Annotated in this window: 22 protein-coding genes and 2 pseudogenes; 18 read left to right on the top strand and 6 right to left on the bottom strand. The window is 61.1% G+C overall.

All coding sequences use genetic code 11. The features are described 5' to 3' along the window. The first annotated feature begins 83 nt into the window (after positions 1-83). On the top strand, positions 84-1,319 hold the full coding sequence (locus KO536_RS15275) for a helix-turn-helix transcriptional regulator (RefSeq protein WP_219262294.1): 1,236 nt from the start codon (positions 84-86) through the stop codon (positions 1,317-1,319). 177 nt (positions 1,320-1,496) lie between these two features. Further along, complete coding sequence (locus tag KO536_RS15270; RefSeq protein ID WP_219262293.1) at positions 1,497-2,264, top strand: SDR family oxidoreductase; 768 nt, start codon at positions 1,497-1,499, stop codon at positions 2,262-2,264. A 131-nt stretch (positions 2,265-2,395) separates the two neighbouring features. Here the strand turns inward: KO536_RS15270 and KO536_RS15265 are convergent. Next, positions 2,396-2,498 (bottom strand): annotated as a pseudogene (locus tag KO536_RS15265) (4-hydroxy-2-oxovalerate aldolase); the annotation flags it as partial. Between the two features lie 310 nt (positions 2,499-2,808). On the opposite strand from KO536_RS15265, the gene KO536_RS15260 reads away from it, so the two are divergent. The 5 genes from KO536_RS15260 to KO536_RS15240 all read left to right on the top strand — a co-directional run bounded on the left by KO536_RS15260 (position 2,809) and on the right by KO536_RS15240 (position 9,783). Continuing rightward, complete coding sequence (locus KO536_RS15260) at positions 2,809-3,996, top strand: acyl-CoA dehydrogenase family protein (RefSeq protein WP_219262292.1); 1,188 nt, start codon at positions 2,809-2,811, stop codon at positions 3,994-3,996. Positions 3,997-4,075: 79 nt separating this feature from the next. Then, positions 4,076-5,098 carry a ferredoxin--NADP reductase gene (locus KO536_RS15255; protein ID WP_219262291.1) on the top strand — a complete coding sequence of 341 codons (1,023 nt, stop codon included), beginning with the start codon at positions 4,076-4,078 and terminating at the stop codon, positions 5,096-5,098. A gap of 20 nt (positions 5,099-5,118) precedes the next feature. Beyond that, positions 5,119-6,735, top strand: coding sequence for a FadD3 family acyl-CoA ligase (locus tag KO536_RS15250; protein ID WP_219262290.1), 1,617 nt, complete (start codon positions 5,119-5,121; stop codon positions 6,733-6,735). A 95-nt stretch (positions 6,736-6,830) separates the two neighbouring features. After that, complete coding sequence (locus KO536_RS15245; RefSeq protein WP_219262289.1) at positions 6,831-8,477, top strand: DUF1302 domain-containing protein; 1,647 nt, start codon at positions 6,831-6,833, stop codon at positions 8,475-8,477. Positions 8,478-8,550: 73 nt separating this feature from the next. Continuing rightward, entirely contained in the window at positions 8,551-9,783 is a 1,233-nt protein-coding gene (locus tag KO536_RS15240; RefSeq protein WP_219262288.1) for an NADH:flavin oxidoreductase, read from the top strand. Between the two features lie 60 nt (positions 9,784-9,843). Here KO536_RS15240 and KO536_RS15235 read toward each other — a convergent pair whose 3' ends face one another. The 3 genes from KO536_RS15235 to KO536_RS15225 form a co-directional block, all read right to left on the bottom strand. Continuing rightward, positions 9,844-10,680: an alpha/beta fold hydrolase gene (locus tag KO536_RS15235; RefSeq protein ID WP_219262287.1), complete on the bottom strand. Its 837-nt coding sequence runs from the start codon at positions 10,678-10,680 to the stop codon at positions 9,844-9,846. A 302-nt stretch (positions 10,681-10,982) separates the two neighbouring features. Then, complete coding sequence (locus KO536_RS15230; protein WP_219262286.1) at positions 10,983-12,176, bottom strand: acyl-CoA dehydrogenase family protein; 1,194 nt, start codon at positions 12,174-12,176, stop codon at positions 10,983-10,985. Beyond that, on the bottom strand, positions 12,173-13,345 hold the full coding sequence (locus KO536_RS15225) for an acyl-CoA dehydrogenase family protein (RefSeq protein WP_219262285.1): 1,173 nt from the start codon (positions 13,343-13,345) through the stop codon (positions 12,173-12,175). Before KO536_RS15225 ends, KO536_RS15230 begins: the two co-directional genes overlap by 4 nt. Positions 13,346-13,545: 200 nt before the next feature. On the opposite strand from KO536_RS15225, the gene KO536_RS15220 reads away from it, so the two are divergent. From KO536_RS15220 to KO536_RS15165, 11 genes and pseudogenes are all read left to right on the top strand, one after another. Next, complete coding sequence (locus KO536_RS15220; protein ID WP_219262284.1) at positions 13,546-14,436, top strand: VOC family protein; 891 nt, start codon at positions 13,546-13,548, stop codon at positions 14,434-14,436. Positions 14,437-14,447: 11 nt separating this feature from the next. After that, positions 14,448-14,567: pseudogene (locus KO536_RS24555) on the top strand (CoA-transferase); the annotation flags it as partial. Between the two features lie 182 nt (positions 14,568-14,749). After that, a complete protein-coding gene (locus tag KO536_RS15205) occupies positions 14,750-15,502 on the top strand; it encodes an enoyl-CoA hydratase family protein (RefSeq protein ID WP_219262283.1) in 753 nt (250 codons plus the stop codon). Positions 15,503-15,511: 9 nt separating this feature from the next. Then, positions 15,512-16,669 (top strand): acyl-CoA dehydrogenase family protein, encoded by a 1,158-nt coding sequence (locus KO536_RS15200; RefSeq protein ID WP_219262282.1) that lies wholly within the window; start codon positions 15,512-15,514, stop codon positions 16,667-16,669. A 10-nt stretch (positions 16,670-16,679) separates the two neighbouring features. Next, entirely contained in the window at positions 16,680-17,738 is a 1,059-nt protein-coding gene (locus KO536_RS15195; protein ID WP_219262281.1) for an acyl-CoA dehydrogenase family protein, read from the top strand. A 3-nt stretch (positions 17,739-17,741) separates the two neighbouring features. Then, positions 17,742-18,893, top strand: a complete 1,152-nt coding sequence (locus tag KO536_RS15190; RefSeq protein ID WP_219262280.1) for an acetyl-CoA C-acetyltransferase — start codon at positions 17,742-17,744, stop codon at positions 18,891-18,893. Between the two features lie 62 nt (positions 18,894-18,955). Beyond that, complete coding sequence (locus KO536_RS15185) at positions 18,956-19,834, top strand: SDR family oxidoreductase (RefSeq protein ID WP_219262279.1); 879 nt, start codon at positions 18,956-18,958, stop codon at positions 19,832-19,834. 71 nt (positions 19,835-19,905) lie between these two features. After that, entirely contained in the window at positions 19,906-21,114 is a 1,209-nt protein-coding gene (locus KO536_RS15180) for a LuxR C-terminal-related transcriptional regulator (protein ID WP_219262278.1), read from the top strand. A 112-nt stretch (positions 21,115-21,226) separates the two neighbouring features. Then, positions 21,227-22,639, top strand: coding sequence for a DUF1329 domain-containing protein (locus tag KO536_RS15175; protein ID WP_219262277.1), 1,413 nt, complete (start codon positions 21,227-21,229; stop codon positions 22,637-22,639). A gap of 181 nt (positions 22,640-22,820) precedes the next feature. Then, the gene (locus KO536_RS15170; protein WP_219262276.1) at positions 22,821-23,861 is read left to right on the top strand and encodes a Rieske 2Fe-2S domain-containing protein; all 1,041 of its coding nucleotides are present in this window, start codon (positions 22,821-22,823) and stop codon (positions 23,859-23,861) included. 125 nt (positions 23,862-23,986) lie between these two features. Next, positions 23,987-24,160, top strand: a complete 174-nt coding sequence (locus KO536_RS15165; RefSeq protein ID WP_219262275.1) for a hypothetical protein — start codon at positions 23,987-23,989, stop codon at positions 24,158-24,160. Positions 24,161-24,358: 198 nt separating this feature from the next. On the opposite strand, the gene KO536_RS15160 is transcribed toward KO536_RS15165, so the two are convergent. After that, entirely contained in the window at positions 24,359-25,225 is an 867-nt protein-coding gene (locus KO536_RS15160) for an SDR family NAD(P)-dependent oxidoreductase (RefSeq protein ID WP_219262274.1), read from the bottom strand. Positions 25,226-25,265: 40 nt separating this feature from the next. Further along, positions 25,266-25,775, bottom strand: coding sequence for a nuclear transport factor 2 family protein (locus KO536_RS15155; protein WP_219262273.1), 510 nt, complete (start codon positions 25,773-25,775; stop codon positions 25,266-25,268). Positions 25,776-25,853 lie beyond the last annotated feature (78 nt).

Genomic DNA, 25,853 nt, shown 5'->3' with positions numbered 1-25,853 from the left:
CCAGGGGCCCCCGCAGGCCACTAGCCAAAATTATAAAAATAACAAGGGAAGGACATCGTCCTTACCCGAGCGAGGAGAAGACTATGCAAGATGGTGTCTTGACCACTGAAGCCCTGACGAGCCTTGGCCTGGATCTCACGCGCTACAACGAGTTGGTGGGCGAAATCTACGAAGGCGCCCTTGATCCGAAAATGATGGGTCACGCCCTCAGAAGCTTTCTCAAGCTTTACGAGGCCAACTACGTCACGCTGATCCTTCGGGTGCCGGACCAACCCGAGACGGGTGTGATGATCCTCGTTGGCGATCGCGAAGGCGCCGGTGACGTTTGCTACATGACTTACCCGCAAACCAATACACCGTTCGCCAACCAGCCACTGGACAAGGTGTTCACCGTCGATGACATCATGAGCCGCACGGAATGGGAACACAGCGCCTACTTCAAGGCGTTCTGCGCTCCCAGCGATGTGTATCACGTGATGTTTGCGGATATTTCCACCCCGGACGGCGGCAAACTGCGCTTTCGCGCTACCCGCCCGAAACACGCCCCGAACTTCTGCGCCAACGAGCAGGCGCTGTGCGCCAGTTTCCTGCCACACCTGCGCCGTGCCTCGCAATTGCATAACCTGCTGGACCGCAGCGAATCGCTGAGCGGGTTGTACTCCCAGGCCATCAGCCGGTTATCGGTGGCGACCCTGGTGCTCGACGAGAGCGGCAGCGTTTTGCAAATCAACCCGGTGGCTCAGGAGATTCTCGCCCGTTCCGATGGTCTCAAACTCGTGGGTGGGCGCCTGGAGGCCACCTATCCAAGTGACAACCGTGAACTGCAACGCTTGATTCGCGGCGCGTTCTGCCCGGATGCCCCGAAAAGTGCCGAGGCCATGTCGGTGACCCGGCCTTCAGGTCTGGTCAACCTTGGTGTGGTGGTCGAATCCATTCCGTCCCTGGACTGGGCCGAGGAGAAGGGCCAGCCGACCGCGTTGGTGTACATCCGCGATGCGTCGAGCAAATCCCTGGCCAGCGAAGTGGTGACCAAGCAGCTGTTCAACCTGACCAAGGCTGAAACCGCCCTGGCCATGGAACTGGTCAACGGCCTCTCCCTGGAAGAGGTTGCCGAGGCCTTGAATATTCGGCGTAACACCGCCCGGGCGCACTTGCGCTCGATCTTCTCCAAGACCGGCGTGCGACGCCAGACCGAGCTGGTGCGCATCATGCTCAACAGTGTGGTGGCCTTGGGTAAACCCAAGCTCGTGTTGAAAGTGGGCGAGAAAATCACGGTTCCGCCACTGAAACTGGCCGTGCCTATCTACCGCCAGGTCTGACCCGGCTCGCCGGTGAAGCACGATGACGCGGTGTGACAGATACACCGCGTCGCCGCTCCCACATGTGCGCATAACTGGCTGGCATTGGGGCAAACCGCGCTCCTGCGTAGTCCGCACAGACGATGCCGTCTCGTGATTACCCTGTCGATACTGGGGGCCCTATCACGGAGAACAACTATGCCTATAACAGCCATTAGCGGGAGTGCCTCGGGCATTGGGGCCGCCGTATCCGCCGCGATGCGCGCCGCCGGGCACCAGGTCATCGGTATCGATCGCAGTAACGCCGAAGTGGTCGCGGACCTGTCCACCCCACAGGGTCGTGACGCGGCCATCGCGCAAGTGCTTGAGCTGAGTGGCGGGGTGCTCGACGGGCTGATCTGCTGCGCCGGGGTTGGTGTCACGGCGCCGGTCTGCGGCCTGATTCCGGCGGTCAACTACTTTGGCGTCAGCCAGTTGCTCTGCGGTCTGCAAGGGGCGTTGGCCAAGGGCCAGCAGCCGGCAGCGCTGGTGATCGGTTCAGTGGCGGCGACCCACTCGGGGGCCGACGGCCAGCCGATGATTAACGCGATGCTCGCAGGCGATGAAGACCAGGCCATTGCATTGGCCAACACCCTCGGTCAGCCTCACATCGCCTATGCCGCCTCCAAGTACGCCATCAGTCACCATGCCCGTGACCTGGCGGTGAGCTGGGGTAAGCAGGGCATGCGCTTGAACGTGGTGGCGCCGGGTGCAGTAGAAACCCCGTTGCACCAGGCTTCGCTGGACGATGCACGGTTTGGCCAGGCGACCCGCGATTTCGTCGCGCCCCTTGGCCGTTCAGGACGCCCGGATGAGCTCGCCGCAGTGGTGGCCTTCCTGCAATCGCCACAGGCATCTTTTGTCCATGGCAGCGTGGTGTTCGTCGATGGTGGTATGGACGCCATGGTCCGCGCCTCGCGCTTCTAGCAAGGGTGGCTGGGGTTATGCCTGCGGCGCGGGCAAGGCGGCGGTAATGCTGTGGCTGGCCGCCGCTGAGCAGGCGCCAGGGTTTCAACGCCGGACCATTGCCGCGCAGCCATATGCCCTTGCCCCTGGCGCCGCTGGCGGGCCAGGGTCTTGGCAGTGATCTTCGATCATGTCGTCCTGACCGCCCACCATGCCGCGACGTCCCATCTCGACGAGAATTTCCCGAGCCCGTACGTCATTTTCAGCGTCAAGTCCGGGTAACGCGGGGTCAGTGGCAGCAGGCTGCGGCGCTCACTCAACGCATGAAACAGCTCATCGCCCAGGGCTTCAATCAACGGTGTCCATAAATACGCTCTCTTGAAACCGAAAAACCCCTTGTGGGAGCGCAATGTTGATCACTTGGGTGATTTCTGCCTCTGTGGGAGCGCCAGTGACGGGAACTGAGTCGAGCCCTAGTCCGCTTTGACGATGAATGATTACTCGCTCGATCCGATGATCCATCTCGATTAGCGCAGTGGCGCAATGAGATCGGGAGAATTGAGTGATGCACAGCATGCGAGAAAAGACCCAGGACGAACGTGATCTGCTTGAACGTGCACGCAGACTGGTGCCGGCACTCAAAGCACGCACGGCACAGGCCGACAAGGACTTGAAGGTGCCGCAGGAGAGCGTTGCCGATTTGCAGTCCGCCGGGTTGCTGCGGGCCTTGCAACCACGAGCTTTCGGTGGTTATGAAGTGGACCCGCGCACCTTCTTCGAAATCCAGACCATCCTCGCCGAGGGATGCATGTCTACGGCCTGGATCTATGGCGTGATGGGGGTTCACCCCTGGCAGCTGGCACGTTATCCGATCGAAGCTCAGCGTGAAGTCTGGGCGGATGATCACAACACGTTGATCTGCTCGACTTATATGCCGGCGGCCAAGGTCACGGTAGTGGAGGGCGGTTACCGGATCAGCGGCCGCTGGGGTTTCTCCAGCGGTAGCGAGCACTGCCAATGGGTGTTGTTGGGTGGCATCCTGCCGCCCGATGGCGAACTGGCCGCCGAACACGGCACTTTCCTGCTGCCAAAACGCGATTATCTGATCGAGCGCAATTGGGACGTGCTGGGCCTGCGGGGCACCGGCAGTCATGACATCGTGGTCGAGGATGTGTTCGTCCCGGCCCACCGCGTACAACGCACCAATAACTGGACCCTCGAAGCGACGCCCGGCCGTCTGGTCAACACCAATCCGATCTATGCGATCCCCTTCGCCCAGGTGTTTTCGCGCGCTGTCTCGACCTCGGCCATCGGCGCACTGCAAGGCGCGATCAACGAATTTCGCGACAACGCCGCCAAACACATCGGCAAGCACGGGGCCCGTACAGCTGACGATCCGGTGGCGCAAACCGCTGTTGCCGAAGCGATTATCACCATCGACAGCCTGCGCCTGGTGTTGGAGCGCAACTACGAGCACCTGATGAGTCTGGCCCGTGCGGGCGAATACCCGGATACCGAGACCCGCCTGCTGTATCGCTACCAATCGGCCTATGTGACCAATATCTGTGCCGAGCGGGTCGACGACTTGCTGCGCAGCATGGCCGCCTCGGGCTTGTACAACACCAATCCGGTGGCTCGGCTGTTCCGCGACCTGCATCAGGCGCGTGGACACATCGCCAACAACTACATGGCCTACGGGCGCAGTTTCGGCGCGGTGATGCTGGGCCTGCCCAACCCGGATCCGTACGTCTGAAGCCATGGTGTCCGTTTCGATACCCTTGGGTTTACACCTGCCCGTGATGCACGGGCAGGTGGTCATGAGTACCTGACCTATGAACAATTATCATGCCCTGCGCGTGGCGCGAGTGATCGAGGAAACCGCTGATGCGCGTTCCCTGGTATTCGACGTGCCCGAGCATCTTGGCGAACGTTTCCGTTATCAGCCTGGCCAGTTCCTGACCTTACGCATCCCCTACGAAGGCGACTGGTTGCCGCGCTGCTATTCGTTGTCGAGCACGCCGTTGCTCGGCGAACCCTTGCGAGTGACGGTCAAGCGCGTGCGTGACGGCCGGGCTTCGAACTGGCTTTGCGGCGAGCTGCAGGCCGGTCAAACCCTGGAGGTGCTGCCGCCCGCCGGGGTTTTTGTGCCCCGTAGTCTGGACGACGACATGCTGCTGTTCGGCGGCGGCAGTGGCGTGACGCCGGTTTTTTCAATCCTGCGCTCGGCGTTATTGGCTGGCCACGGCAGGATTCTGTTGATCTACGCCAACCGGGATGAAGCCTCGGTGATCTTTCGCGACGAACTCAAAGCCCTGGCCAGCGCGCATCCGCAACGCCTGCAGATTGTCCATTGGCTCGATTCGGTGCAGGGCATTCCGACCGTCGAGCAATTGGCTGAGTTGGCGCGTCCGTTCACAGACGCCCAGGCATTTATCTGTGGCCCGGGGCCATTTATGGATGCAGCGGTCAGTGCCCTGAAAAGCCTGGGACTGCCCGGCGGCCGGGTTCATGTGGAACGTTTTGTCTCGCTGCCTGGCGAAGGCGAACAGCCCCTGATGGTCAGCAGTGAAGCGGCGATGGCTGCGCAGTTATCAGTGCGCCTGGATGGCGAGGACTACAGCCTGGCCTGCGACAGCGGTGAAACCGTGCTGGCAGCGATGGAGCGTGCCGGCCTTAATCCCCCCAGCGCCTGCCGGGTGGGTGGCTGCGCCTCGTGCATGTGCACGCTGGACAGTGGCGAGGTCGAACTTTTGCACAACGATGCGCTGGACAGCGGTGAGCTGGCCGAAGGCTGGATCCTGGCCTGCCAGGCCGTGCCGACCAGCACCCACTTGCGTATCCGTTTTCCCGAATGATGCAGATCAGCGAGCCTACGATGAACCAGAGCCTGAAGATTTCCCTGCCGCTGAGCGACGTGCCCACCACCATTGCCCGGTTGGTGTTCCAAAGCGCCAAACGTTTTGCCGGGCGCACGGCCATCGAAGATAACGGACTGAGCATTGATTATGCCCAGCTGCCAGAACGGGTCATGGGCTTTGCCCGGGGCTTGATGGCGCTGGGCATTCAGGCTGGCGACCGGGTCGGTGTCTGGGCACCGAACAGCGGTGACTGGATCCTCGCGGCACTGGGCATTCAATGCGCCGGTGCCGTGCTGGTGCCGATCAATACGCGTATGAAGGGCCTTGAGGCCGCCGATGTGTTGGAACGCAGCGGATGCCGGCTGTTGTTTGTCCAGCAGCGCTTTCTTGATGTCGACTACCCGGCGCTGCTCGCTCCCCATCGGCCGGTCAGCCTCGAACACCTGGTGATTATTGATGGCGATAGCCCCGAGCGGTCTTCGGATCTGACGCTTGAACAGTTCCTGCGCGGTGCCGCGAGCGTTGATGCCGAGAGTGCCAGGCGCCGTGCATTGGCGGTCGGCCCCGATGACATGTGCGACCTGTTGTTCACCTCCGGTACGACCGGTAAACCCAAGGGCGTGATGAGCGGCCAAGGCCAGAACCTGCGCGCCTTCAGCGAATACGTCAAGGTCATCGGCCTGGTGCCGGGCGACCGCTACCTGATCGTCAATCCGTTCTTCCACGCCTTCGGCTACAAGGCCGGTTGGCTGACTTGCCTGATCGGTGGGGCGACCATCCTGCCGCATGCGGTGTTCGACGCAGAAGAAGTCTTCCAGCGCATTGCCCGAGAGCGCATCAGCGTCTTGCCCGGCGCGCCGACCCTGTACCTGTCGCTGCTGGCCCACCCGCAACTCCGGCAGACCGACCTGTCGAGCCTGCGCATTGCGGTCACCGGTTCGGCCAGCATTCCACCGAGCCTGATCGAGCGCATGCGCAACGAGTTGGGATTTGCCGTGGTCACCACTGCTTATGGCCTGACCGAGTGCGGCGGGCTGGCGACGATCTGCGATCCCCAGGACTCGGCGCAGGTGATCGCCGGTACCAGCGGACGGCCGATTGCCGGGACCGAAGTGAGCATTCGCGACCCGGACAACCAGGCATTGGACGCCGGGCTTACCGGTGAGATCTGCCTGCGTGGCTTCCACATCATGCAGGGCTATTTCCAGAACCCCGAAGCGACCCGTGAAGCGATCGACGCCGAGGGCTGGCTGCACACCGGCGATGTCGGGCGCCTGGACGAGGCGGGCAACCTGATCATCACCGACCGCCTGAAGGACATGTTCATCGTCGGCGGTTTCAACTGCTACCCCGCGGAAATCGAAGCGGCGCTGATCAGGCATCCGGCAATTGCCCAGGTGGCGGTGATCGGCATTGCCGACGAACGCATGGGCGAAGTCGGATGTGCCTGCGTGGTGCTGCGCGAAGGTGAAGTACTTGACGAGACGCAACTGATCGTCTGGAGCCGCGAGCAGATGGCCAATTACAAGGTGCCGCGTCAGGTGCGCTTTTTCACCGCCTTGCCCCTCAATCCGTCGAGCAAGGTGGCGAAGAACGAATTGCGCGCGGTGGTGGCAAGCAATGCTCAGGCCTGAGGCCCATCCGTCTTACCAAACGGACGATGTGCGCGGAACCGGCTTTTTTCATGCTGTGGCGACACAAGAAAAAACAACAACAATAGGAAAGGAGCATGTTTATGCGAAACACTGTCGCGCGCCATTCGGGGAATCTGACCGCTAGCCGCTGCCTGCTGGCAACGGCCATTACCATCGCCAGTGCCACAGCCTGCGCCGCACCGACTATTGAACTGGGGGAAAACACCACCCTGGATTCGTCGCTGACGGTCAACTACACCGCGTCCATGCGTACCGCCAAGCAGGCGAGTCAATACCTCAACGACCCGAACAACGACGATGGCACGCGCAACTTCAAGCGCGGCTCGTTGATCAACAACCGCCTCAGCCTGTTCGGCGAGTTGCAACTCAAGCACGACAACCTCGGTGCGGTGTTGCGCGGCAGTCAGTTTTACGACGATGTCTACAACCAGAAAAACGCCAATAACTCACCGCAGACCGTGAACAAGGTCGGCCACAGTGATGGTTTCAGCGACGAAACCCGCAGGCTCAGTGGCAGCATGGCGCGTCTGCTCGATGCATATGTGTATGGCAACTTCGATGTCGGCGAGACCCAGTACCTGTCCATCAAGGCCGGGCGGCATCTGGTGGCCTGGGGCGAGAGCCTGTTCTGGCCTAACATCAGCCAGGGCCAGGCTCCGGTGGACGCCACCAAGTTCAACGTGCCGGGTACCGAGGCCAAGGACTCGTACTTGCCGGTCGGGCAGATATCCGGATCGTGGTCGCTGAATGAAAACCTGGCGTTGGTGGGTTATTACCAGTACGAGTGGGAAAAGACCCAGCTCAACCCCGTGGGCGACTACTTCGGCAGCGACACGTTCGGCCCCGGAGCCGAGTTCTTCCGCTTGGGCAGCGGTGTGGTCGAGCGCCTGCCCAACGGTCTGGCGGTCGGTTATGGCGGTGAAAAAGACGCCAGCGACAGCGGCCAATGGGGCCTGGGTGTGCGCTACAGAATCACCGAAAACACCGAAGTGGGGCTGTTCCATTATCGCTATAACGAGCGCATCGGCTCGATGTTCTTCGACTTCACCGGCGCCACCCAATACTCCTCGCTCAAGAGCATCGGCCATGACGGCTCCGCGCCGACCTATCGCCTGGGTTACTTCGAAGACGTCAAGCTGACGGGGATCAGTTTCACCTCCAAGGTTGGCGACGCGGTGCAGTACGCCGGTGACCTGAGCTACCGCGATGGTGCGTCGGTGTACCTGAACAACGGCGCACCCACCACCGGGCAGATCTGGCAAGGCAACCTCAACGCCATGTACATCCTGGGCCCAAGCTTTCTCGCCCATCAGACGACCTTCATGGGCGAAGTGGTGCATCAACACATCGCCGGGGTGGACAGTCTGACGATCACTGGCGGCGGGGTCGGCGTGGACGGCACTTTTGACACGTTCGAGTCCAAGACCCAGACCCGCGGTTCGACCCTGCTGGGCATTGGTGCCTACATGGATTACCCGTCCATCGCCACGGGCCTGGATCTGAGCACCAAAGTGGTCTGGACGCAGAACGTCGACGGCAGCGCCTATCAGGGCCTGGGCCGTGACGAGAAGCGTCTGACCGTGGGTGGCGATTTCAAGTACCTGGGCAACTTCCAGATCGGCATGACCTATGTCGCCTATCTGAGCTCGCCGGATGTCGCCCAAGGCCGACTGCTGGCTGACCGCGATTACCTGTCGCTCAACGCCAAGTACACCTTCTGATGATCATGGCTGCGTCGCCAGATGGCGATGCGGCCTTCATTTTTAGCCTGATAACAACAAAGAGAGGCCTGTCATGAACCCTCGTCCGACCCCATTACCCTTCAGTCCTATCGCGATTGGCCCACTGACCCTGAAAAACCGGTTTATCAAGTCCGCCACCAACGAGGGCATGAGCGTCCAGGGCGCTCCTTCCAAACAATTGGTGAAGTTGCACTCGGCCCTGGTCGCTGGGGGCACCGCCATGACCACCGTGGCCTATTGCGCGGTGAGCAGCGATGGCCGCACGCTGCCCAATCAATTGACCCTTACCCAATCCAGCCTGCCGCACTTCAAGGCCCTGACCGACGGTGTGCACCAGGCAGGTGGTCTGGCCAGCGCGCAGATTACCCACGGCGGTTGCTTTACCTTCATCCGCGAACGCTCGACCAAACGTCCGCTGTCAGCCAGCGGCGGCTTCAACAAGATCGGCTTGATGAGTGGCATGTTCCTCAAACAGGCAATGAACGAAGCCGACATGCAGCAAGTGGTGCGCGACTTCGCACAAGGAGCGCGCCTGGCACGCCAGGCGGGTTTCGATGCCGTGGAAATCCACATGGGCCACGGCTACTTGCTCAGCCAGTTCATTTCGCCGATGTACAACAAGCGCCGCGACCAGTACGGCGGCAGCCTGGAAAACCGTCTGCGCTTTCCGCGCCGGGTGCTGCGTGCAGTGCTGGATGCGGTCGGCAAGGAGATGGCGGTGATCTGCAAATACAGCGTCACTGAAGGCGTGCGTGCCGGTAACAGTGCCGAAGACGGGGCGCAGATCGCCCGCATGCTGGAAGAGGAGGGTGCGCACCTGCTGGTGCTCAGTGCCGGGATGAACGCCGAGTCGATCACGACCATGTTCGGGTCCTCGTTCCCCAAGGAAAATCGCGTTCAGCAGAAGAACAAGTTGATTGCTTTTGCGATGGCCATCCAGCGCCGTAAAGAGCCCACCGTTGAATTCCGTGAACTGTATTTGCTGGAACATGCGCGCAAGGTGCGTGCCGCGGTGAAAATGCCACTGGCTTATCTGGGCGGCGCCAAGAGCCTGGCGAGCATCGAAATGCTCATGGCCGAGGGCTTCGACCTGGTCGCCTTGGGCAGGGTATTGCTGGCCGAGAATGACTACGTCAACAAGCTCCAAAGTGGCGTCAGCCGCGACTCGATCTGCACCGCCTGCAACCGCTGTGTGGCGATGATGTACACCCCTGGCGGCACCTCTTGTGTGCTGGGCCAGCCCGGTGATGCCGTGTTGAATAGCCAGCCGGCGGCAGATCGCTAAGTCACCTCTCTGCAGGTTCGAGCAAGCTCGCGCCTGCAGAGGGCGGGGGGTGTTGGGGGATCAACCGTTCTGCAGGAAGTCGATGCAGCTGCGGTTGAACAAATCGCGGTGTTCCACCTGGACCCAATGCCCGCAGCGGTTGAGTACGATGAATCGGGCGTTTGGCGCGCCGTCGATGATGCGCTGTGCGCCACTGATCGGGTTGAAGTGATCATTGGTGCCCCAGAAACCGAGGATCGGACACTGGATCTCACCCAGACGCGCTTCCATGTTCGGCACCATCATCGTGCTGAACAGGTTCTTGGGCTGGGTCACTGCCACGGCCACGCGTTCTTGCAACAGGCTGTCCGGCAGGATCGAATCATCGAACAACTGCAGGCGCATCATGCTGCGCATCTCGTCCATGCCAATGGGGCCGGCGCTGAACAGGCTGACCATGCGCACGATACCTTCCATCTTGAAGTAGGTTTCCCGTTCCTCTACACCGCCCGGTGCCAGCAGGATAAGGCTTTGGGGCAGTTGCGGCAGACGCAGGGCCAGGCCCAGGGCAATCGCGCCACCCAGCGAGTTACCCAACAGGGTGCAGCGCTTCACGCCAACGGCGTCCAGGAACGCCGCCACGCAGTCGACGAAGAAATCCAGGTTGTACTGGGTGCCCTCGGGTTTGTCCGAACGGCCGAAACCCGGCAGGTCGAGCACAATGTTGCGATAGCCGGCGGCGACGAATTGCGGGTAGTTGCCTTTGAAGTTGCTGAAACCACTGGCGCCCGGTCCGCTGCCGTGCAGCCACAGCACCACGGGGCCCGTGCCTTCATCCAGATAGTGCAGGCGCAAACCGTTGTTGGGCAGCGTTGCGTAATGGCCGACGGGCAGAGGCAGGTCTACGGGTTGGTTCATGGGGTTCTCCATTTTCTGCGGATTCATAGAGCACAACCGCGCCGGGCGCGACAGCAAGCTGAAGGGGAACGCTGCACCTGACGTGGTGTGCATCCATGAATGCTGGGGCCGTGGGGGATTGCCGGCATCGTCCGTTCAGACCACGCGGCGATTGTCCCATCGGATGATGTATGCCTAGGCACTTGCCGCTAATCACTCATAGGTGAAGCCACCGCGCAAGGTCACGATCGTCAGCATTGCTTTGATCTGCGGCCACCCGTTGCTGCGGTGGGTGTCAAACGAAGGGTTCCCGCGTGGACGGGTTATTCCCGCACTCGCGCCTCCCGCGGCATACCCAGAGCACGCTCGGCAATGATATTGCGCTGGATCTCATTACTGCCGCCATAAATCGTATCGGCGCGGGTAAACAGAAACAGCGATTGAAGGCGGCTTAACTGATAGGACTCGCCATCAAGGATTTCGGCATCGTCGCCCAACACGTCCATCGCCAGCTTCCCGAGGTTTGAATGCCAGGTTGACCAGGCCAGTTTGTAGATCATGGCTTCGCGGGCGAGACTGCCATCTTGTGGACCTGAGAGCATGCGCAACGAGTTATAGCGCAACACCTTGAGCCCGGCCCATGCCTGGGCGATACGCTGGCGCAGCAGTGGGTCGCGTGAAGCACCATTGGCGCGAGCGATTCGAATGATCTCGTCGAGTTCATTGTGAAACTGCATTTGCTGGCCCAGCGTCGAGGCACCGCGCTCGAAACCGAGCAGGCCCATGGCGATTTTCCAGCCGTCGCCCGGTTGGCCGATCAGGTTATCGGCGTGTGTCACCGCCTGATCGAAAAACACTTCGTTGAACTCACTGGTGCCGGTCAGTTGCTGGATGGGATGCACGCGGATCTGCGTCTGGGCCATCGGTACCAGCAGGAACGACAAACCGTGATGCCCTTGACTGCCGGGTTCGGTACGCGCCAAAACAAAACACCAGTCGGCTTCGTGGGCCAGGGAGGTCCAGACCTTCTGGCCGCTGATCAGCCAGTTTTCGCCCGTGGCGTCAAGCCTGGCCCGGGTTTGTACATTCGCCAGGTCTGAACCGGCACCGGGTTCAGAGTAGCCCTGGCACCAGAACTCGTTGCCACCGAGGATGCCAGGCAACAGGCGCTGTTGCTGGGCCGGAGTGCCGAAGGTGGCGAGTGTCGGGCCGACCAGCCCTTCGCCAATATGGCCCATGCGTCCGGGACCGCCGGCGCGCGCATATTCCTCATGGAATATCACCTGCTGGCAGAGGCTCAGGCCGCGTCCACCATGCTCCCTTGACCAACCCATGCCGATCCAGGCACCTGCGGCGAGTTCACGTTCCCAGGCTTTGCGTTCTTCGGGAAAGCTGTGCTCGTCCCCGGGACCGCCGCGAAAGCGCAACGGTGCAAACTCGCCACTCAGGTGTTCTTCCAACCATTGAGCGACCTCGCGACGGAAAGCCTCGTCGGCATTGCTGAAACCGATTTTCATGCGTCTTCTCCGAACAGGTGTGCCGCCAGGCGTTCGCGATGCAGTGCTGGGCTGCCCAGCAATTGCTCGCTGGCGCGGGCGCGCTTGAAGTACAGGTGCGGGTCGTATTCCCAGGTAAAACCCACGCCGCCATGCATCTGGATCGACTCGGCGGCGCAGTTGAAAAACGCTTCGCTGGCATGGATCTTCGCCGTGGCGGTGGCCATCACCAATTCCCTGGCCACAGTTTTGTCACCGTCGGGGTCTAGGTGCTCCTGAGCTACGCAGGCGGCGTAATAGACCGCGGAGCGGGCGCACTCGACCTGCAACATCATGTCGGCACAGCGGTGCTTGATCGCCTGGAAGCTGGCGATGGTGCGGCTGAACTGCCTGCGTTCAGCGATGTACGCCAGGGTCAGGTCGAGGACTTGTTGCGCGCCCCCGGTCTGTTCGGCAGCCAGGCCCGCGGCGGCGATCTGCAAGCTCTCCCGCAGTACCGGCCAGCCTTGGTCGGGGGCGCAGAGCAACTGCGCATCGCTTACGAATACATTCTGCAGTTCGACCCGTGCCAGGCGTCGTGTCTGATCCAGTGTGGGCAGGGCAGTGCGCACCAGGCCCGGCGTATCGGCGTCGATGGCGAAAAGGCTGATACCCGATTCCCCCTCGCTGCCAGGCGTACGCGCAGCGACGATCAACAGGTCCGCTTGCGCCCCGTCGATGACCTTGGTGTAACAACCGGTGAGATTAAACCCCCCCGTGCAGGCCTGGGCGACGGCTTGCACGCTGTGCGCATCCCATCCGGAGCCACTGGCGAACGCCAGGGTCGCACGGGTTTCACCACCGGCAATCGCGCTGAGCCAGCGCTCTTGCAGCGCCGGGTTGTGTCCCGACAGCAGGGCCGGGGTGGCCAGGCAGGTGGTGGCGAAGAGCGGCGAGCCCAGCAGAAAACGACCGCTTTGCTCCAGCAGGATCGCCAGCTCGACAAACCCCAGGCCCATACCACCGAAACGCTCGGGGACCATCAGGGCCGGCCAGCACAGCTCCAGGCCGATGCGCTGCCAGACCTCGGGATCGTAGCCGTCTGAGCGAATCATGCTTGCGCGCACGGCGTGGGAATCACTGGCCGTGGCGAGAAAGCGCTCGGCGCTGTCGCGAATCATCAAGTGTTCCTGGGTAAAGGCGAACTCCATGGGGGGTGTCTCTGCTAGGCGAATAGATGAGCGAGTCTAGGGCGCCGCCGGTTTTCCCCGAATCATCGAAACGGACTAGAACCCTGTTGCCATCGGCCCTCAAGCCGTTGTCTTGCTTAGTCTCAATGGACGATGAGGCAGACCTCGGCGCTTAGCACAATGCTTGCTTGCACCGAAATCGGCCAACGAGGAACCCAGGCATGATCGACATTCGCGGTTTGAGCTATTTCGTCTCCCAGATCGAAAATATCAGTCACTGGCAGCGTTACGCTGAAGACGTGCTGGGCATGCAGGTACGTCCAGCGCCGGGGGGTGGGCTGTACGTAAAAATGGACGAACGCCCGTTCCGCATGCTGATTGTCGAAGGTAGCGAGGCGCGGTACCTGGCTTCCGGCTGGGAGCTGGCCAGCGAATCTGCGTTCCAGGCCGCACTTGAGCATCTGACCGCCGTCGGTATCGAATGGCAGCGAGGCTCTCCCGCCGAGATCGAGCAGCGTGGCGTACAGGCGCTGGTCAAACTCCGCGACCCGTCGGGCAACAGCCATGAATTGAGCTGGGGACATCGCTCCGACTGCTTGCCATTTGTATCGCCCCAGGGTGTTCCGCGTTTCATCACCGGAGACATGGGCCTGGGCCATGCCGTGCTGCCGGCGCCGAACTTCGATGCGACGCTGGCGTTCGCCAAGGATGTGCTGGGTTTCGAGCTGTCGGACATTTACAACTTCCGTCCCGATCCGTCGGCCCCGGCGATCCGAATTCACTTCTTGCATTGTCATAACGCCCGCCATCACAGCCTGGCATTGGCCGAGTACCCGGTACCGTCAGGTTGCGTGCACGTGATGGTCGAAGTGGATTCGATGACCGAGGTAGGGCGCGCCCACGACCGTTTGCTGGCCCATGACGTGAGGCTGTCGGCATCCCTCGGCCAGCACCTCAACGATCGCATGACCAGCTTCTACATGAAGACGCCATCCGGTTTTGACCTGGAATACGGCTTTGGCGGGTTGCAAGTCGACTGGGCCGAACATTCGGCATTCGAGTTCACTCGCGTGAGCATTTGGGGGCACGACTTTTCAGTCGGCCAACAGTAAGGATTGTCATGTTGAACAAGCAACTCGCCGCGGCTGATGCGCTCGTTCGATTGCGCGATGGCATGACCATCGGTTTCGGCGGCTGGGGGGTACGGCGCAAGCCGATGGCGATGGTGCGCGAAATTCTGCGTCGCCGTTCGATCCTGCTGCCTCCGCCGGCAGCGACCCTGGAACGCTATTTGAAGGTCAGCGACCCGCAGCGGGTGGGCGTAACCACAGCGGTGGACGGCATGGCACGGCAATGTCTGGACGCGCTCCTGACCCGCAGCCAGATCCACCCTTCAAACCATCCCGCCAGTATTGGAGAACCCCTGTGAATCAGGCATTTACGACACAACTCAATCAGGGTATCGCTGAACTGGTGATCGCCAAACCTCCGGTCAACGCCCTCGACAGCCAGGAATGGCACGCTTTGGCTCGACAGATTGAAACGCTTGGGGCCAATCCCGAGGTGCGGGTGATCGTGATCCGTGCCGAAGGCCGCGGCTTTTGTGCTGGTGTCGACATCAAGGAGCTGGACAAGTATCCAGAGCGGATCGTGGAGGTCAACGCCGGTAACTACGCCACGTTCAAGGCCGTGCACCGCAACCCGGTGCCGGTGATTGTCGCAGTGCATGGTTTTGTTCTGGGGGGCGGCATCGGCATCACCGGGGCGGCAGACATTGTCGTGGCTTCTGACTGCGCGACCTTCGCCTTGCCGGAAGTCGACCGTGGCGCCATGGGCGGCGGGGCGCATTTGCAACGGTTGTTTCCGGTGCAAAAAGTCCGTTTCCTGTTCTTTACCGGCGACAGTATCGGTGCCCCCGAAGCCCTGCAATACGGCTTTATCGAGCGAATCGTCAGCAAGGACCAACTGCGCGAAACCGCCCTGGGCATCGCGGCGAAAATCGCCGAGAAGAGCCCGGGCATGATCCGCATCGCCAAGGAAGCCTTGAACGGCATCGAAGACGGGAACCTGGAAGACAAATACCGCTGGGAACAGGGCTTCACCATGCAGGCCTACAGCAGCCCGGACTCCGCGGAAACGCGCCGGGCCTTCGTCGAAAAACGCGACGCCAAGTTCTGAGAGAACGCCATGGAACTGACTTATACCCCCAAGCAAAACGCCTTCCGCGAAGAAGTGCGCGTCTGGTTGGCGGCCAACCTTCCACGCGAGCCGCTGGCCAGTTACGACACCCAGGAAGGCTTTGATCAGCACCGGGCCTGGGAAGCGAAGCTTTTCGACAGCCGCTGGTCGATGGTGATGTGGCCCGCCGACCTGGGCGGTCGCGGTTGCGATCTGATCGAGTGGCTGATTTTCGAAGAGGAGTATTACGGTGCCGGGGCGCCTATGCGCGTCAACCAGAACGGCCAGTTGTTGCTGGGGCCGACCCTGATGGAGTTTGGCACCCCTGAACAGAAACGGCGTTTTCTCCCGCGCATGGCCGCCAGCCTCGACATGTGGGCACAAGGCTGGTCGGAACCGAATGCCGGTTCGGACATGGCAGCGATCACCAGCAAGGCCACGCTCGACGGCGACCATTACGTGATCAACGGCCAGAAAACCTGGTCGACCCGGGCAACCTTCGCCGACTGGCTATTCGGGCTGTTCCGTAGCGAACCTGGCTCCTCGCGCCACCACGGCCTGTCGTTCGTGATGGTGCCACTGAATGCGCCGGGTGTGAGCATCCGTCCGATCAAGGCACTCAATGGCAAGGACGCCTTCGCCGAAGTGTTTTTCGACAACGTCCGTGTGCCGGTGACCAACCGCATCGGTGCTGAAGGGCAGGGCTGGCATGTGGCAATGGCCACCGCCGGTTTTGAACGCGGATTGTTGCTGCGCTCGCCAGCGCGTTTCCAGTACACCGCACGCAAGTTAGTGGAACTGTACAAGTCCAACCGTGACAGCGCAGACCGCGATCCAGGCCTGCGTGACGCGGTGCTGGAAAGCTGGATGGGCGCCGAGGCCTACGCCCTGTCGGCCTACCACACGGTCGGGCGTCTTGGCCGGGGCGAGCAGATCGGTGCCGAGTCGAGCATCAACAAGATCATCTGGTCGGAGCTTGACCTGAAAATGCATGAAACCGCCATGCGTATTCTGAGTGCCCGAGCGGAACTGTTGTCCTCTATGGATGAAGATGCCGCTGGCTGGCTGGAGGGTTTCCTGTTCGCCCAGGCCGGGCCGATCTACGCCGGAACCAACGAAATCCAGCGCAATATCATTGCTGAGCGGATGCTCGGTTTGCCGAAATAAGGAACGGGCCATGGACTTCACTTTTACCGATGACCAGCTGACGTTTCGGGAAGCCATCAGTCGTTTCCTGATGACTGAGGCCGCCCCGGAGATGCTCCGGGAAATCTGGGAAACCGATGTCGGTCGCTCACCGGACCTGCGTCACAAGATCGCCGCTCAGGGCCTGACCGCCTTGTCGGTCCCCGAAGCCGAGGGTGGCCTGGGAATGGACGATGTGGCCTGGGCGCTGATGACCCAGGAGCTGGGGTATTACGCGATTCCCGATTCCCTGGCTGACACCGCGTATGTCGCCACCGGCCTGCTCGCCAGCCTGGCGACCGATCACCCGGCACGCAGCAGTTTGTTGCCACGCATCGCCGAAGGGACATTGCGCCTTGCCATCAGCCACCCCGTCAACGTGCTGGTCAGCGATGCGCAACTGGCAGAAGTGCTGATTCTCATCGATGGCGACGACATTCACGTGGTGCCGCGCTCGGAAGTGGATGTACAACACCATACGAGCATTGATGCGTCGCGGCGCCTGGGCCGGGTGACCTGGAATCCGACATCCGCCACCTGTGTGGCCAGCGGCGTTGCGGGCCGTGCCTTGCAAGCACAGCTGCTCGACCGTGGCGCCTTGTCGGTGGCCGGGCAATTGCTGGGGCTCGCGCAACGCATGCTCGACCTGTCGGTGGACTACGTCGCTCAGCGCAAGCAGTTTGGCAAGCCCATCGGGAGTTTTCAGGCCGTCAAGCATCATTTGGCCGATGTCGCCCGGCAGATCGAACAGGCCAAACCCGTACTGTACCGCGCCGCCCACGGCATGGCCCAAGGCGACAGCAATGCCAGCGTCTGGGTTTCCCAGGCCCGCCTGGCCTGCTGTGAGGCGAGCTGGGTCGCTGCGCGCAAGGGCATTCAGGTGCACGGCGCAATGGGTTACACCTGGGAAGTCGATCTGCAGATGTTCATGAAGCGTGCCTGGGCGCTCGATGCGTCCTGGGGTGATCGCGGCTTCCATAAAACCCGTGTCAGCGATTTCCTGTTTGCAGACGGTGCCCGCCTGGGCCCGGGCCATACCTTCGAGGAGTGAGTCATGCCAGAGGCCTATATAGTTGATGCACTGCGCAGCCCGACCGGCAAGCGCAAAGGCGCCTTGAGCGAGGTTCACGCCATAGACCTGGGTGCTCATGTACTCAAGGCATTGGTGGAACGCAACGCCATTCCGGGCGAAGACTATGACGACGTGATTTTTGGCTGTGTCGACACCATTGGCTCCCAGGCTGGTGATATTGCCCGTACCAGTTGGCTCGCCGCCGGGTTGCCGCTGAATGTGCCCGGCACCACGATCGATCGCCAGTGCGGGTCGTCGCAACAGGCGCTGCATTTCGCGGCGCAGGCGGTGATGAGCGGCACCCAGGATGTGATCGCCGTGGGCGGGGTGCAAACCATGACCCGGATTCCGATTTCCTCGGCCATGCTCGCCGGACAGCCGCTGGGGTTTGCCGATCCGTTTTCCGGTAGCGAAGGCTGGCGCGCACGCTTTGGTAATCAGCCGGTCAACCAGTTCTATGCCGCCCAGCGCATCGCCGATCATTGGGGCATCACTCGCGAGCAGATGGAAGCGTTTGCCCTGCAAAGCCATAGCCGCGCCCTGGCTGCCATTGAGAGCGGGCGTTTCGCTCGGGAAATCGTCGCTTGCAACGGCCTGCGTGCGGATGAAACTCCACGCCTGACCAGCCTGGAAAAAATGGCCGAACTACTGCCGGTGGACCCGCAATTCCCCTCGATCACCGCGGCCGTTTCGAGCCAGACCTGCGACGCTTCGTCGGCGCTGCTGGTGGTTTCGCAGGCGGCGCTCAAGCGTTACGACCTGACGCCACGGGCGCGCATCCATCACCTCACGGTGCTGGGTGATGATCCGATCTGGCACCTGACCGCGCCAATTGCTGCGACACGCAGGGCCCTGGAAAAAACCGGCCTGCGCATGAGCGATATCGACCGGGTAGAGATAAACGAAGCCTTTGCCTCGGTGGTCATGGCCTGGACCCAGGAGCTGGACTACGACCCGGCGCGCACCAATGTCAACGGTGGTGCCATTGCCCTGGGTCACCCGCTCGGTGCCACGGGCGCACGGCTGATGACCACGCTGTTGAACGAGCTGGAATACAGCGGCGGCCGTTATGGTCTGCAAACCATGTGCGAAGGCGGCGGCCAGGCCAACGTCACGATCATCGAACGCCTCTAGGGGTTTCCCATCCGTACCGCCGTTCGCTGGGCGTGCGGTCACTCAGTTATCAGGAGTCAAGCATGGCTATTTGTTCAGGCCGTACCGTGATCATCACCGGCGCCGGAGGCGGGCTCGGTCGCGCCTATGCGCTGGCGTTCGCCGCGGCGGGCGCCAACGTAGTGATCAACGATATTCGTGCCGACGCGGCGCAGGATGTAGCGGGTGAGATCCGTTCCAACGGTGGTCAGGCCATCGCCAATAGTGACGACATCACCACCCTGGCCACCGCCGAGCGTATCGTCGATGCCGCAGTGGCGGCGTTCGGTGAGGTGCACGTGCTGGTCAACAATGCCGGGGTCTTGCGCGACCGCATGTTCATCAGTCTCAGCGAAGAGGACTGGGACATGGTCATGCGCGTTCACCTCAAGGGCCATTATTGCCTGGCGAACCTGTTGGGGCGGCGTTGGCGTGATCTGGCGAAGGCCGGTACTGCGGTCGACGCACGGATCATCAACACCAGCTCCGGCGCCGGCCTGCAAGGCTCGGTGGGACAGTCCAACTATTCGGCGGCCAAGGGCGGGATTGCCGCGTTGACCCTGGTGCAGGCCGCTGAGCTGGCGCGCTATGGCATCACCGCCAACGCGTTGGCCCCGGCGGCACGTACATCGATGACCGAAAGCGCCATGCCCGACGTGGTTAAAAAGCCCGAGGACGGCAGTTTCGACGCCTGGGCGCCGGAAAACGTCGCGCCGCTGGTGGTGTGGCTGGGCAGTGCCGAGTCGGCTCACGTCAGCGGCAAGGTTTTCGAGAGTCAGGGTGGTCGTATTTCCCTTGGGGATGGCTGGCGCACCGGGGTCACCCGCGACAAAGGCGCGTTGTGGCGTGTCGAGGAAATCGGCGCCGCCGTGGCTGAGATTCTCGCCGAAGCGCCTGCGGCGCAGCGTGTCTGGGGCAGTTGAGCGCAGATAACACCCATTACGATTAAATTGATGCGGGCCTTGCAGTCCGGGCCCGCTGCGGGGGAGTGGTTATGCAAAGTCGTGTGCCGAATGCGCAGGTCCTCGCGCAGATTGGGCTGGAGTTGGCCGAATACGAAGGCCTCATCGGCAACATGTACGACTCGGCCATGGATATTCGCTGCATGGGTGATTCGTTGCACCAGCTGCGCAAGCTGTTCAAGGCCAATTTCGTGACCTTGATTTTGCGTGTGCAGGATGAGCCGCTGCTGTCGCCGATGATGGTCGCCGGGGACATTGAATTGGGGGAGGGCGGCATCAACCATTACGCCTACTACGCCAAGTCCACGCTGTTCGACGGGTTGCCCACCGACACGGTGTTCACCATTGATGAGTTGATGACTGATGAGGAGTGGGTCAGTTCATCTTTTTACCTGTTGTTTTGTCAGCCCCATGATTGCTACCAGATGCTCGGCGCTGACATCCGCATGCCGGACGGAAGCACGGTGCGCTTGCGGATCAATCGGCCCCGGGGCCAGGCACGTTTTTCCCAGGTCGAGCGGGCCATGTGCGCCATGCTATTGCCGCATTTGCGACGTGCCCTGCACATGCATTCACTACTGGATCGCAGTGAGTCGTTGGGCAGTTTGTACTCGCAAACGATCAGCCGTATGGCGGTGGCGACTATCGTGCTCGATGAAAACGGCACGGTGGTGCAACTGAACCCGGTGGCCCGGGAGATCCTCGCCAGCCAGGACGGCCTTAAAGTCGTCGGCGGGCGGCTGGAGGCGACTTACCCGAGTGACAATCGTGAACTGTCGCGGCTGGTGCGCAACGCCTTTCAACGGGTGAAGCAAGGCCGCGCCGGGTTGCAGATAGCCGAGGCCACGTCGATTTCCCGCCCCTCGGGGAAAGTCAGCCTGGGGGTGGTGGTGGAGTTGATTCCGACGCAGGAACTGGTCGAGGGCAGAGGAAAACCTACCGTAGTGGTCTATGTCCGCGACGCTGTCAGCAAGTCGCTGGTGAGCAATGTGGTAACTGCGCAGCTGTACAACCTCACGCCTGCGGAAACCTTGCTGGCGCTGGAGCTGGCTAACGGCCTGTCGCTGGAGGAGGCCTCGGAGGCGCTGAACATCCGCCGTAATACCGCCCGTGCGCACTTGCGCTCGATTTTTTCCAAGACGGGTGTCCGGCGCCAGACCGAGCTTGTGCGGATCATGCTCAACAGTGTCGTGGCATTGGCCGGGCCACAGCTGCCAGGATCAGCGAAGGATGCGCTTTAGTCTGTCGTTCACAGGCACCGAGGGAAAAGGCGTTAGTCCGTGCGGACGATGCTGCCGGTTCCTTGGGGTGCCGATACTGGGAAACCGCTATCGGTAACCAAGGAGAATAATAATGACCGGCAGTAACCTGGCCTCCAGTTGTCTTGTCTCGCGGGCTACCAACGCCACTCCCACATGGGTGCTGGGGTTGTTATTGGGATGCAGTGCGATCGGTACTGTGCAGGCCGCACCGGAAGATGTGGAGCGCCTGGGCAAGGATTTGACTTGCATGGGTGCCGACAAGAGCGCCAATGCCGATGGCAGCATCCCGGCGTTCAGCGGCAAGTGGCTGGGCGTACCGCCGCACGTAGACTTCAAGGGGACTGGCAACCATCCGGTTGATCCTTACCCGGATGAAAAACCACTGTTCGTGATTACCGCGACGAACCTTGCGCAATACAGTGACTACCTGTCCGATGGGCAGAAAGCCTTGTTCAAGCTCTACCCGGCTACGTACAAGATGCCGATCTACCCCTCGCACCGGGATTTCCGTTTCAGTGACTCGACTTGCCAGGCCACCCGCGAGAACGCCAGTATCGCGCGCCTGGTGGATGACGGTGAAGGGGTGGTAGGCAAAACCGGTGGTACACCCTTTCCGGTACCGCGCACCGGCATGGAACTGCTGAAAAATGCCTCGTCCTTCGCCTTGATGGCCTGGACCGAGGAATACACCTCCGACAACGCCTATGTGCTCAAGGACGGCAACATCAACTGGGGCCGTGTGCACTCGCGCAACCTGGCACCGGGAGGAGAACCGGGCAAGGTCGGCGAAACCGTCGGCAATCAATCCTTCTACCTCAACGAAACCTTGCTGCCACAACGGGACAAGGGCGAGATCAATACCGGTACCAATTTCTGGAACTTCAAAGCCGAGCCTAACCAGGCCTGGCGTTACGACCCGGGCACCCGGCGAGTGCGGCAGTCGCCGGGGTATGGCTTCGACATGTCCTTCCCCGGCAGCGGTGGCTCGATCACCGTGGACGAGGTGCGCCTGTTCAACGGCTCGGGGGAGCGTTATGACTGGAAAATCGTCGGCAAGCGCGAGATGTTCATTCCCTACGACACCTATCGCCTGCATTCGGCCAACCTCAAGTACGCCGACCTGCTGACCCCTGGCCATATCAACCCCGATGCCATGCGCTACGAGCGTCATAGGGTCTGGGAACTGGAAGGCACCCTCAAGCCGGGTTTCCGCCACCTGTACGGCAAACGCAAGTTGTACATCGATGAGGACACCTGGTTCCCGATGCTCGCCGATAACTACGACAACCGTGGCCAGCTGTGGCGGACCTCGATGCTCAACTTTTTCTACGCCTATGAAAGTCAGCGGCCACAAGCGGGCGTGGGGCTGTACTACGACCTTAATGCCGGCAGTTACCTGGCGTTCAACCTGATCAACGAACAGCGCAACGGCTATCAGCTAAACAAGCCGGGCTTCAGCCCGCGGGATTTCGGTCCGGAAGCTGCCCGTCGCTTTGGCCAATAGCCGACGCGGACTCGCGATGGCAGAGGCTGACAGGTGAATCCTTTGAGAGTGAATCTCGTTTGATCTAGTCCAAGTGAGGGATGAATCCCTTGCCGGGGCGCTCAATGATGTCTGCTATGGGTTCACCCTGTTTTTTTTGGGGGTATTGCTCCCCAAAGTTTCCAATCGAGGAATAATAACAATGACGAAACTCGCTGAAATCAGCATCGAAAACGCCCAGCGTACTCACCGTTACGCCCGTGGCTGGCACTGTCTGGGTGTGGCGCAGGATTACCGCGATGGTCAGTTGCACACGTTGAATATCTTTGGCACGCGCCTGGTGGCGTTTGCCGACAGCAAGGGTGCCATCAGCATCCTCGATGCCCATTGCCCGCATATGGGGGCCGACCTGTCCAAGGGCACCATCGAAAACGACACCGTGGTATGCCCGTTCCACCACTGGAAATATGACACCAGCGGTAAATGCGTCGAGATTCCTTACTGCAAGCGCATTCCACCAAAGGCCAAGACCCGCAGCTGGTTGACCTGTGAGGAAAACAACCTGCTGTTCGTCTGGAACAACCCTGAAGGCCGTCCGCCGAAAGACGGCGTGATCATCCCGCACCTGGCCGAGATGGACGACCCGGACTGGATTCACGACTGGAACATCGACACCATGCTGATCGAAACCAACCCACGGGAGTTGGTTGATAATCTGGTGGATGCCATGCATTTCGGCCCTGTGCACGGCACGCCGACCAAGTATTTCGCCAATGTCTTCGAAGGGCACATCGGCCACCAGATCTTCCACGGTGATTCCGAGCGCCTGGGCGGCGATCTGATCGCTCCGTCGGCCTACTACGGCCCGGCAACCCACTTCACTCACATCAGTTCGATGTTCGGAGATGTGCGGATACACGCCATTTTGCTCAACAGCCATGTGCCTGTGACGGCCAACAGCTTCGACCTGCGTTTCGGCTGCATGGTCAAGCGGGTTCCCGGCTGGAGCGAAGAGCAGAACATCGAAGTGGCCAAGGCCTATGTCATGGGCAACCGCACTTCGTTCTATCAGGACGTGGATATCTGGAAGCATAAAATCCGTATCGACAACCCGGTGCTGGCGGAAAACGACGGCCCGGTCTACCAACTGCGCGAGTGGTACCAACAGTTCTTTACCGATGAGGACAAAGTGCCTGCGAGCATGGCTGAGCGCCGCGAATTCATCACGGTCGACGAGCGCTGAAGGGTAACGTCCCCACGAGCGACAACCCGCGGTTGGTCAATCGTGGGGGCGGCCTGGAAAGGGGGTAGCCCCCCGAGTTATTGCAATGATAGAGGTCTGACGTAACGGTCACGAGAGTACTGACAATGAAAACAAAAAGTCTTCTTGCCTATAACCTTTGTTTGTTGATCCTGTTCCTGCTGGTGTTGGTCGTGCAGGTATCCCCGCCAGTGGAATCGCCCAGCCTTAAATCCTGCAAGCAGTACGCAGGCTGTGTCGCCATCAACCAGAACGTTTCGAACTGGCTGAGTTTCCGTTAAGGCCTGTGTCTGGTCATTGAATGTGGGCGGGTGCGCATTGCGCGCCTTTTTTAGCCACACGAACCAGGTTGCCGAACAGATAGAAAAACAGGCGACATCTCTGTCGCCTTGTCACTTGCCCACCCCCCTTGTTCGACGCTGTGCTATGACTGCATGCACCTGGTTTGCATGAGTCTTTCCATGAATCCTCGGTCGGTGTTACTCGACTATCGCCGGATGCGCCTGCACTGGGCTACCCAACTGGTCGCGATAGGACGGGGGTTGTTGGCCGTCCAGATCGACAATGCCGTACGTCAGCGCCAGTTCTGCACCGATTAGTACCTGTCCGGATTGCGTCATCCGGTTCGGGTCGCAATACAACGCGTGGATGAGCTTGCCGGTGAACTCCGGGCTTTCCATGACGAACGAAAACGCTTCATACCGCTGCGGGTGCTCTTCCAGTGCGCGTATCGTGCGCTCCGTGCGCAACGGCCCCATCCAGATGGACGCCACCGCGACGTCGTAAGGACGAAGGTCCACGGCCATGTCTTTGGCAAGCTTGTCGACACCGGCCTTCTGTGCACCGTATGCAGCGCCGTGCATGTAGCAGTTCGAGCCAAATGAGGAGGTGAACGCGATCAGCCCGCCGCGACGCTTGGCCATGAGCGGAGCCGCGTACCAGCTCGCTACATAGGCTGAGCGCAAGCCGACGTCGAGGATGTTGACGAGATCGAGCGACTTCTTCCAGAACGGCCCGGGTTCAATCAGTTGGTCGTGTAGAAAAGTCGCATTATTGACCAGGATGTCGAGCCGCCCGCTTTCGCGTTCGACCTGTTCGAAGAGGCATCGCACCTGCTCGTCATCGGCGTGATCACACGCGACGGCGATGCCTTTGCCGCCCAACGCGTCGATCTCACGCGCAGTCGCGTGGATCGTGCCTGGCAGCGATGCGTCGCCCTCATTCTGCGAGCGGCCGGTCACGTAAACCGTCGCGCCCGCCGCGCCGAGCGCCAGCGCAATGCCTTTGCCGGCACCGCGCGACGCGCCCGTCACGACGGCGACCAATGTGTTTTTAACGTTACTCATCTGCGGATCCTTGCTGTGTTGTGGGCTGATGGACCTCGCCTCAAGGTTTGGCGTCGCTGCTCGCCTGAACGCCGGCGAAGCGTACGCCGGGCACAGTGTCCTCGTAGCTCGCTACCAGCGTGGACATCACAACGCAGCGCGTGGCGGAAATTTTCCAATGGCCGTCGATCTTGCGGTACTCGTCCTCGTAGCGCGCACCTAGCTGCGTGATAACGCTCGATAGCGTATCGATCATCTGGTAATGCAGGCCCCAGGTGCCCAGGGCCTGTGTGTCATCGAGCACGTCGATCTGCGGGTTGATACCGTGGTGCATCTCGACAACGTGCGGATGGCAGCCGAGCTGCTCGAAAATAGCAGCGAGTTGATCGCGGTCTTCAAACACACCGATTCGGCCGTAGTCGATACGCACCAGGCCTGGCGCGAAGCAATCGCGCATGCCCTGCGCATCCTTCAGATCACAACACGCCAGATAACGTGCTTTGAGCTGGCGAATCGCCTCGACGTCTTCGAGTTTGCGCAGGCGTGTTTCCAGTTGATCAATGGGCGTCATGAAAGCTCCTTGAGTCCGGATGCGTCCCGGTCCATGTGTCCGGACTGCATGGTACAAGTGCGAGCGCGCCGATGAATA

Source organism: Pseudomonas sp. NKUCC02_KPG (assembly GCF_019345465.1).
In the GTDB taxonomy this organism is placed as follows: Bacteria; Pseudomonadota; Gammaproteobacteria; order Pseudomonadales; family Pseudomonadaceae; genus Aquipseudomonas.
This window is presented reverse-complemented; position numbering and strand designations above follow the sequence as displayed.

Excerpts from the sequence above, each read along its gene's own strand:
- KO536_RS15160 (WP_219262274.1), bottom strand. The coding sequence starts at position 25,225 with ATGAGTAACGTTAAAAACACATTGGTCGCCGTCGTGACGGGCGCGTCG.
- KO536_RS15225 (WP_219262285.1), bottom strand. The coding sequence starts at position 13,345 with ATGGAGTTCGCCTTTACCCAGGAACACTTGATGATTCGCGACAGCGCC.
- KO536_RS15155 (WP_219262273.1), bottom strand. The coding sequence starts at position 25,775 with ATGACGCCCATTGATCAACTGGAAACACGCCTGCGCAAACTCGAAGAC.
- KO536_RS15255 (WP_219262291.1), top strand. The coding sequence starts at position 4,076 with ATGAACAATTATCATGCCCTGCGCGTGGCGCGAGTGATCGAGGAAACC.
- KO536_RS15200 (WP_219262282.1), top strand. The coding sequence starts at position 15,512 with ATGGAACTGACTTATACCCCCAAGCAAAACGCCTTCCGCGAAGAAGTG.
- KO536_RS15190 (WP_219262280.1), top strand. The coding sequence starts at position 17,742 with ATGCCAGAGGCCTATATAGTTGATGCACTGCGCAGCCCGACCGGCAAG.
- KO536_RS15180 (WP_219262278.1), top strand. The coding sequence starts at position 19,906 with ATGCAAAGTCGTGTGCCGAATGCGCAGGTCCTCGCGCAGATTGGGCTG.
- KO536_RS15165 (WP_219262275.1), top strand. The coding sequence starts at position 23,987 with ATGAAAACAAAAAGTCTTCTTGCCTATAACCTTTGTTTGTTGATCCTG.
- KO536_RS15260 (WP_219262292.1), top strand. The coding sequence starts at position 2,809 with ATGCACAGCATGCGAGAAAAGACCCAGGACGAACGTGATCTGCTTGAA.
- KO536_RS15175 (WP_219262277.1), top strand. The coding sequence starts at position 21,227 with ATGACCGGCAGTAACCTGGCCTCCAGTTGTCTTGTCTCGCGGGCTACC.
- KO536_RS15185 (WP_219262279.1), top strand. The coding sequence starts at position 18,956 with ATGGCTATTTGTTCAGGCCGTACCGTGATCATCACCGGCGCCGGAGGC.
- KO536_RS15240 (WP_219262288.1), top strand. The coding sequence starts at position 8,551 with ATGAACCCTCGTCCGACCCCATTACCCTTCAGTCCTATCGCGATTGGC.
- KO536_RS15195 (WP_219262281.1), top strand. The coding sequence starts at position 16,680 with ATGGACTTCACTTTTACCGATGACCAGCTGACGTTTCGGGAAGCCATC.
- KO536_RS15170 (WP_219262276.1), top strand. The coding sequence starts at position 22,821 with ATGACGAAACTCGCTGAAATCAGCATCGAAAACGCCCAGCGTACTCAC.
- KO536_RS15220 (WP_219262284.1), top strand. The coding sequence starts at position 13,546 with ATGATCGACATTCGCGGTTTGAGCTATTTCGTCTCCCAGATCGAAAAT.
- KO536_RS15230 (WP_219262286.1), bottom strand. The coding sequence starts at position 12,176 with ATGAAAATCGGTTTCAGCAATGCCGACGAGGCTTTCCGTCGCGAGGTC.
- KO536_RS15245 (WP_219262289.1), top strand. The coding sequence starts at position 6,831 with ATGTTTATGCGAAACACTGTCGCGCGCCATTCGGGGAATCTGACCGCT.
- KO536_RS15270 (WP_219262293.1), top strand. The coding sequence starts at position 1,497 with ATGCCTATAACAGCCATTAGCGGGAGTGCCTCGGGCATTGGGGCCGCC.
- KO536_RS15235 (WP_219262287.1), bottom strand. The coding sequence starts at position 10,680 with ATGAACCAACCCGTAGACCTGCCTCTGCCCGTCGGCCATTACGCAACG.
- KO536_RS15275 (WP_219262294.1), top strand. The coding sequence starts at position 84 with ATGCAAGATGGTGTCTTGACCACTGAAGCCCTGACGAGCCTTGGCCTG.
- KO536_RS15250 (WP_219262290.1), top strand. The coding sequence starts at position 5,119 with ATGAACCAGAGCCTGAAGATTTCCCTGCCGCTGAGCGACGTGCCCACC.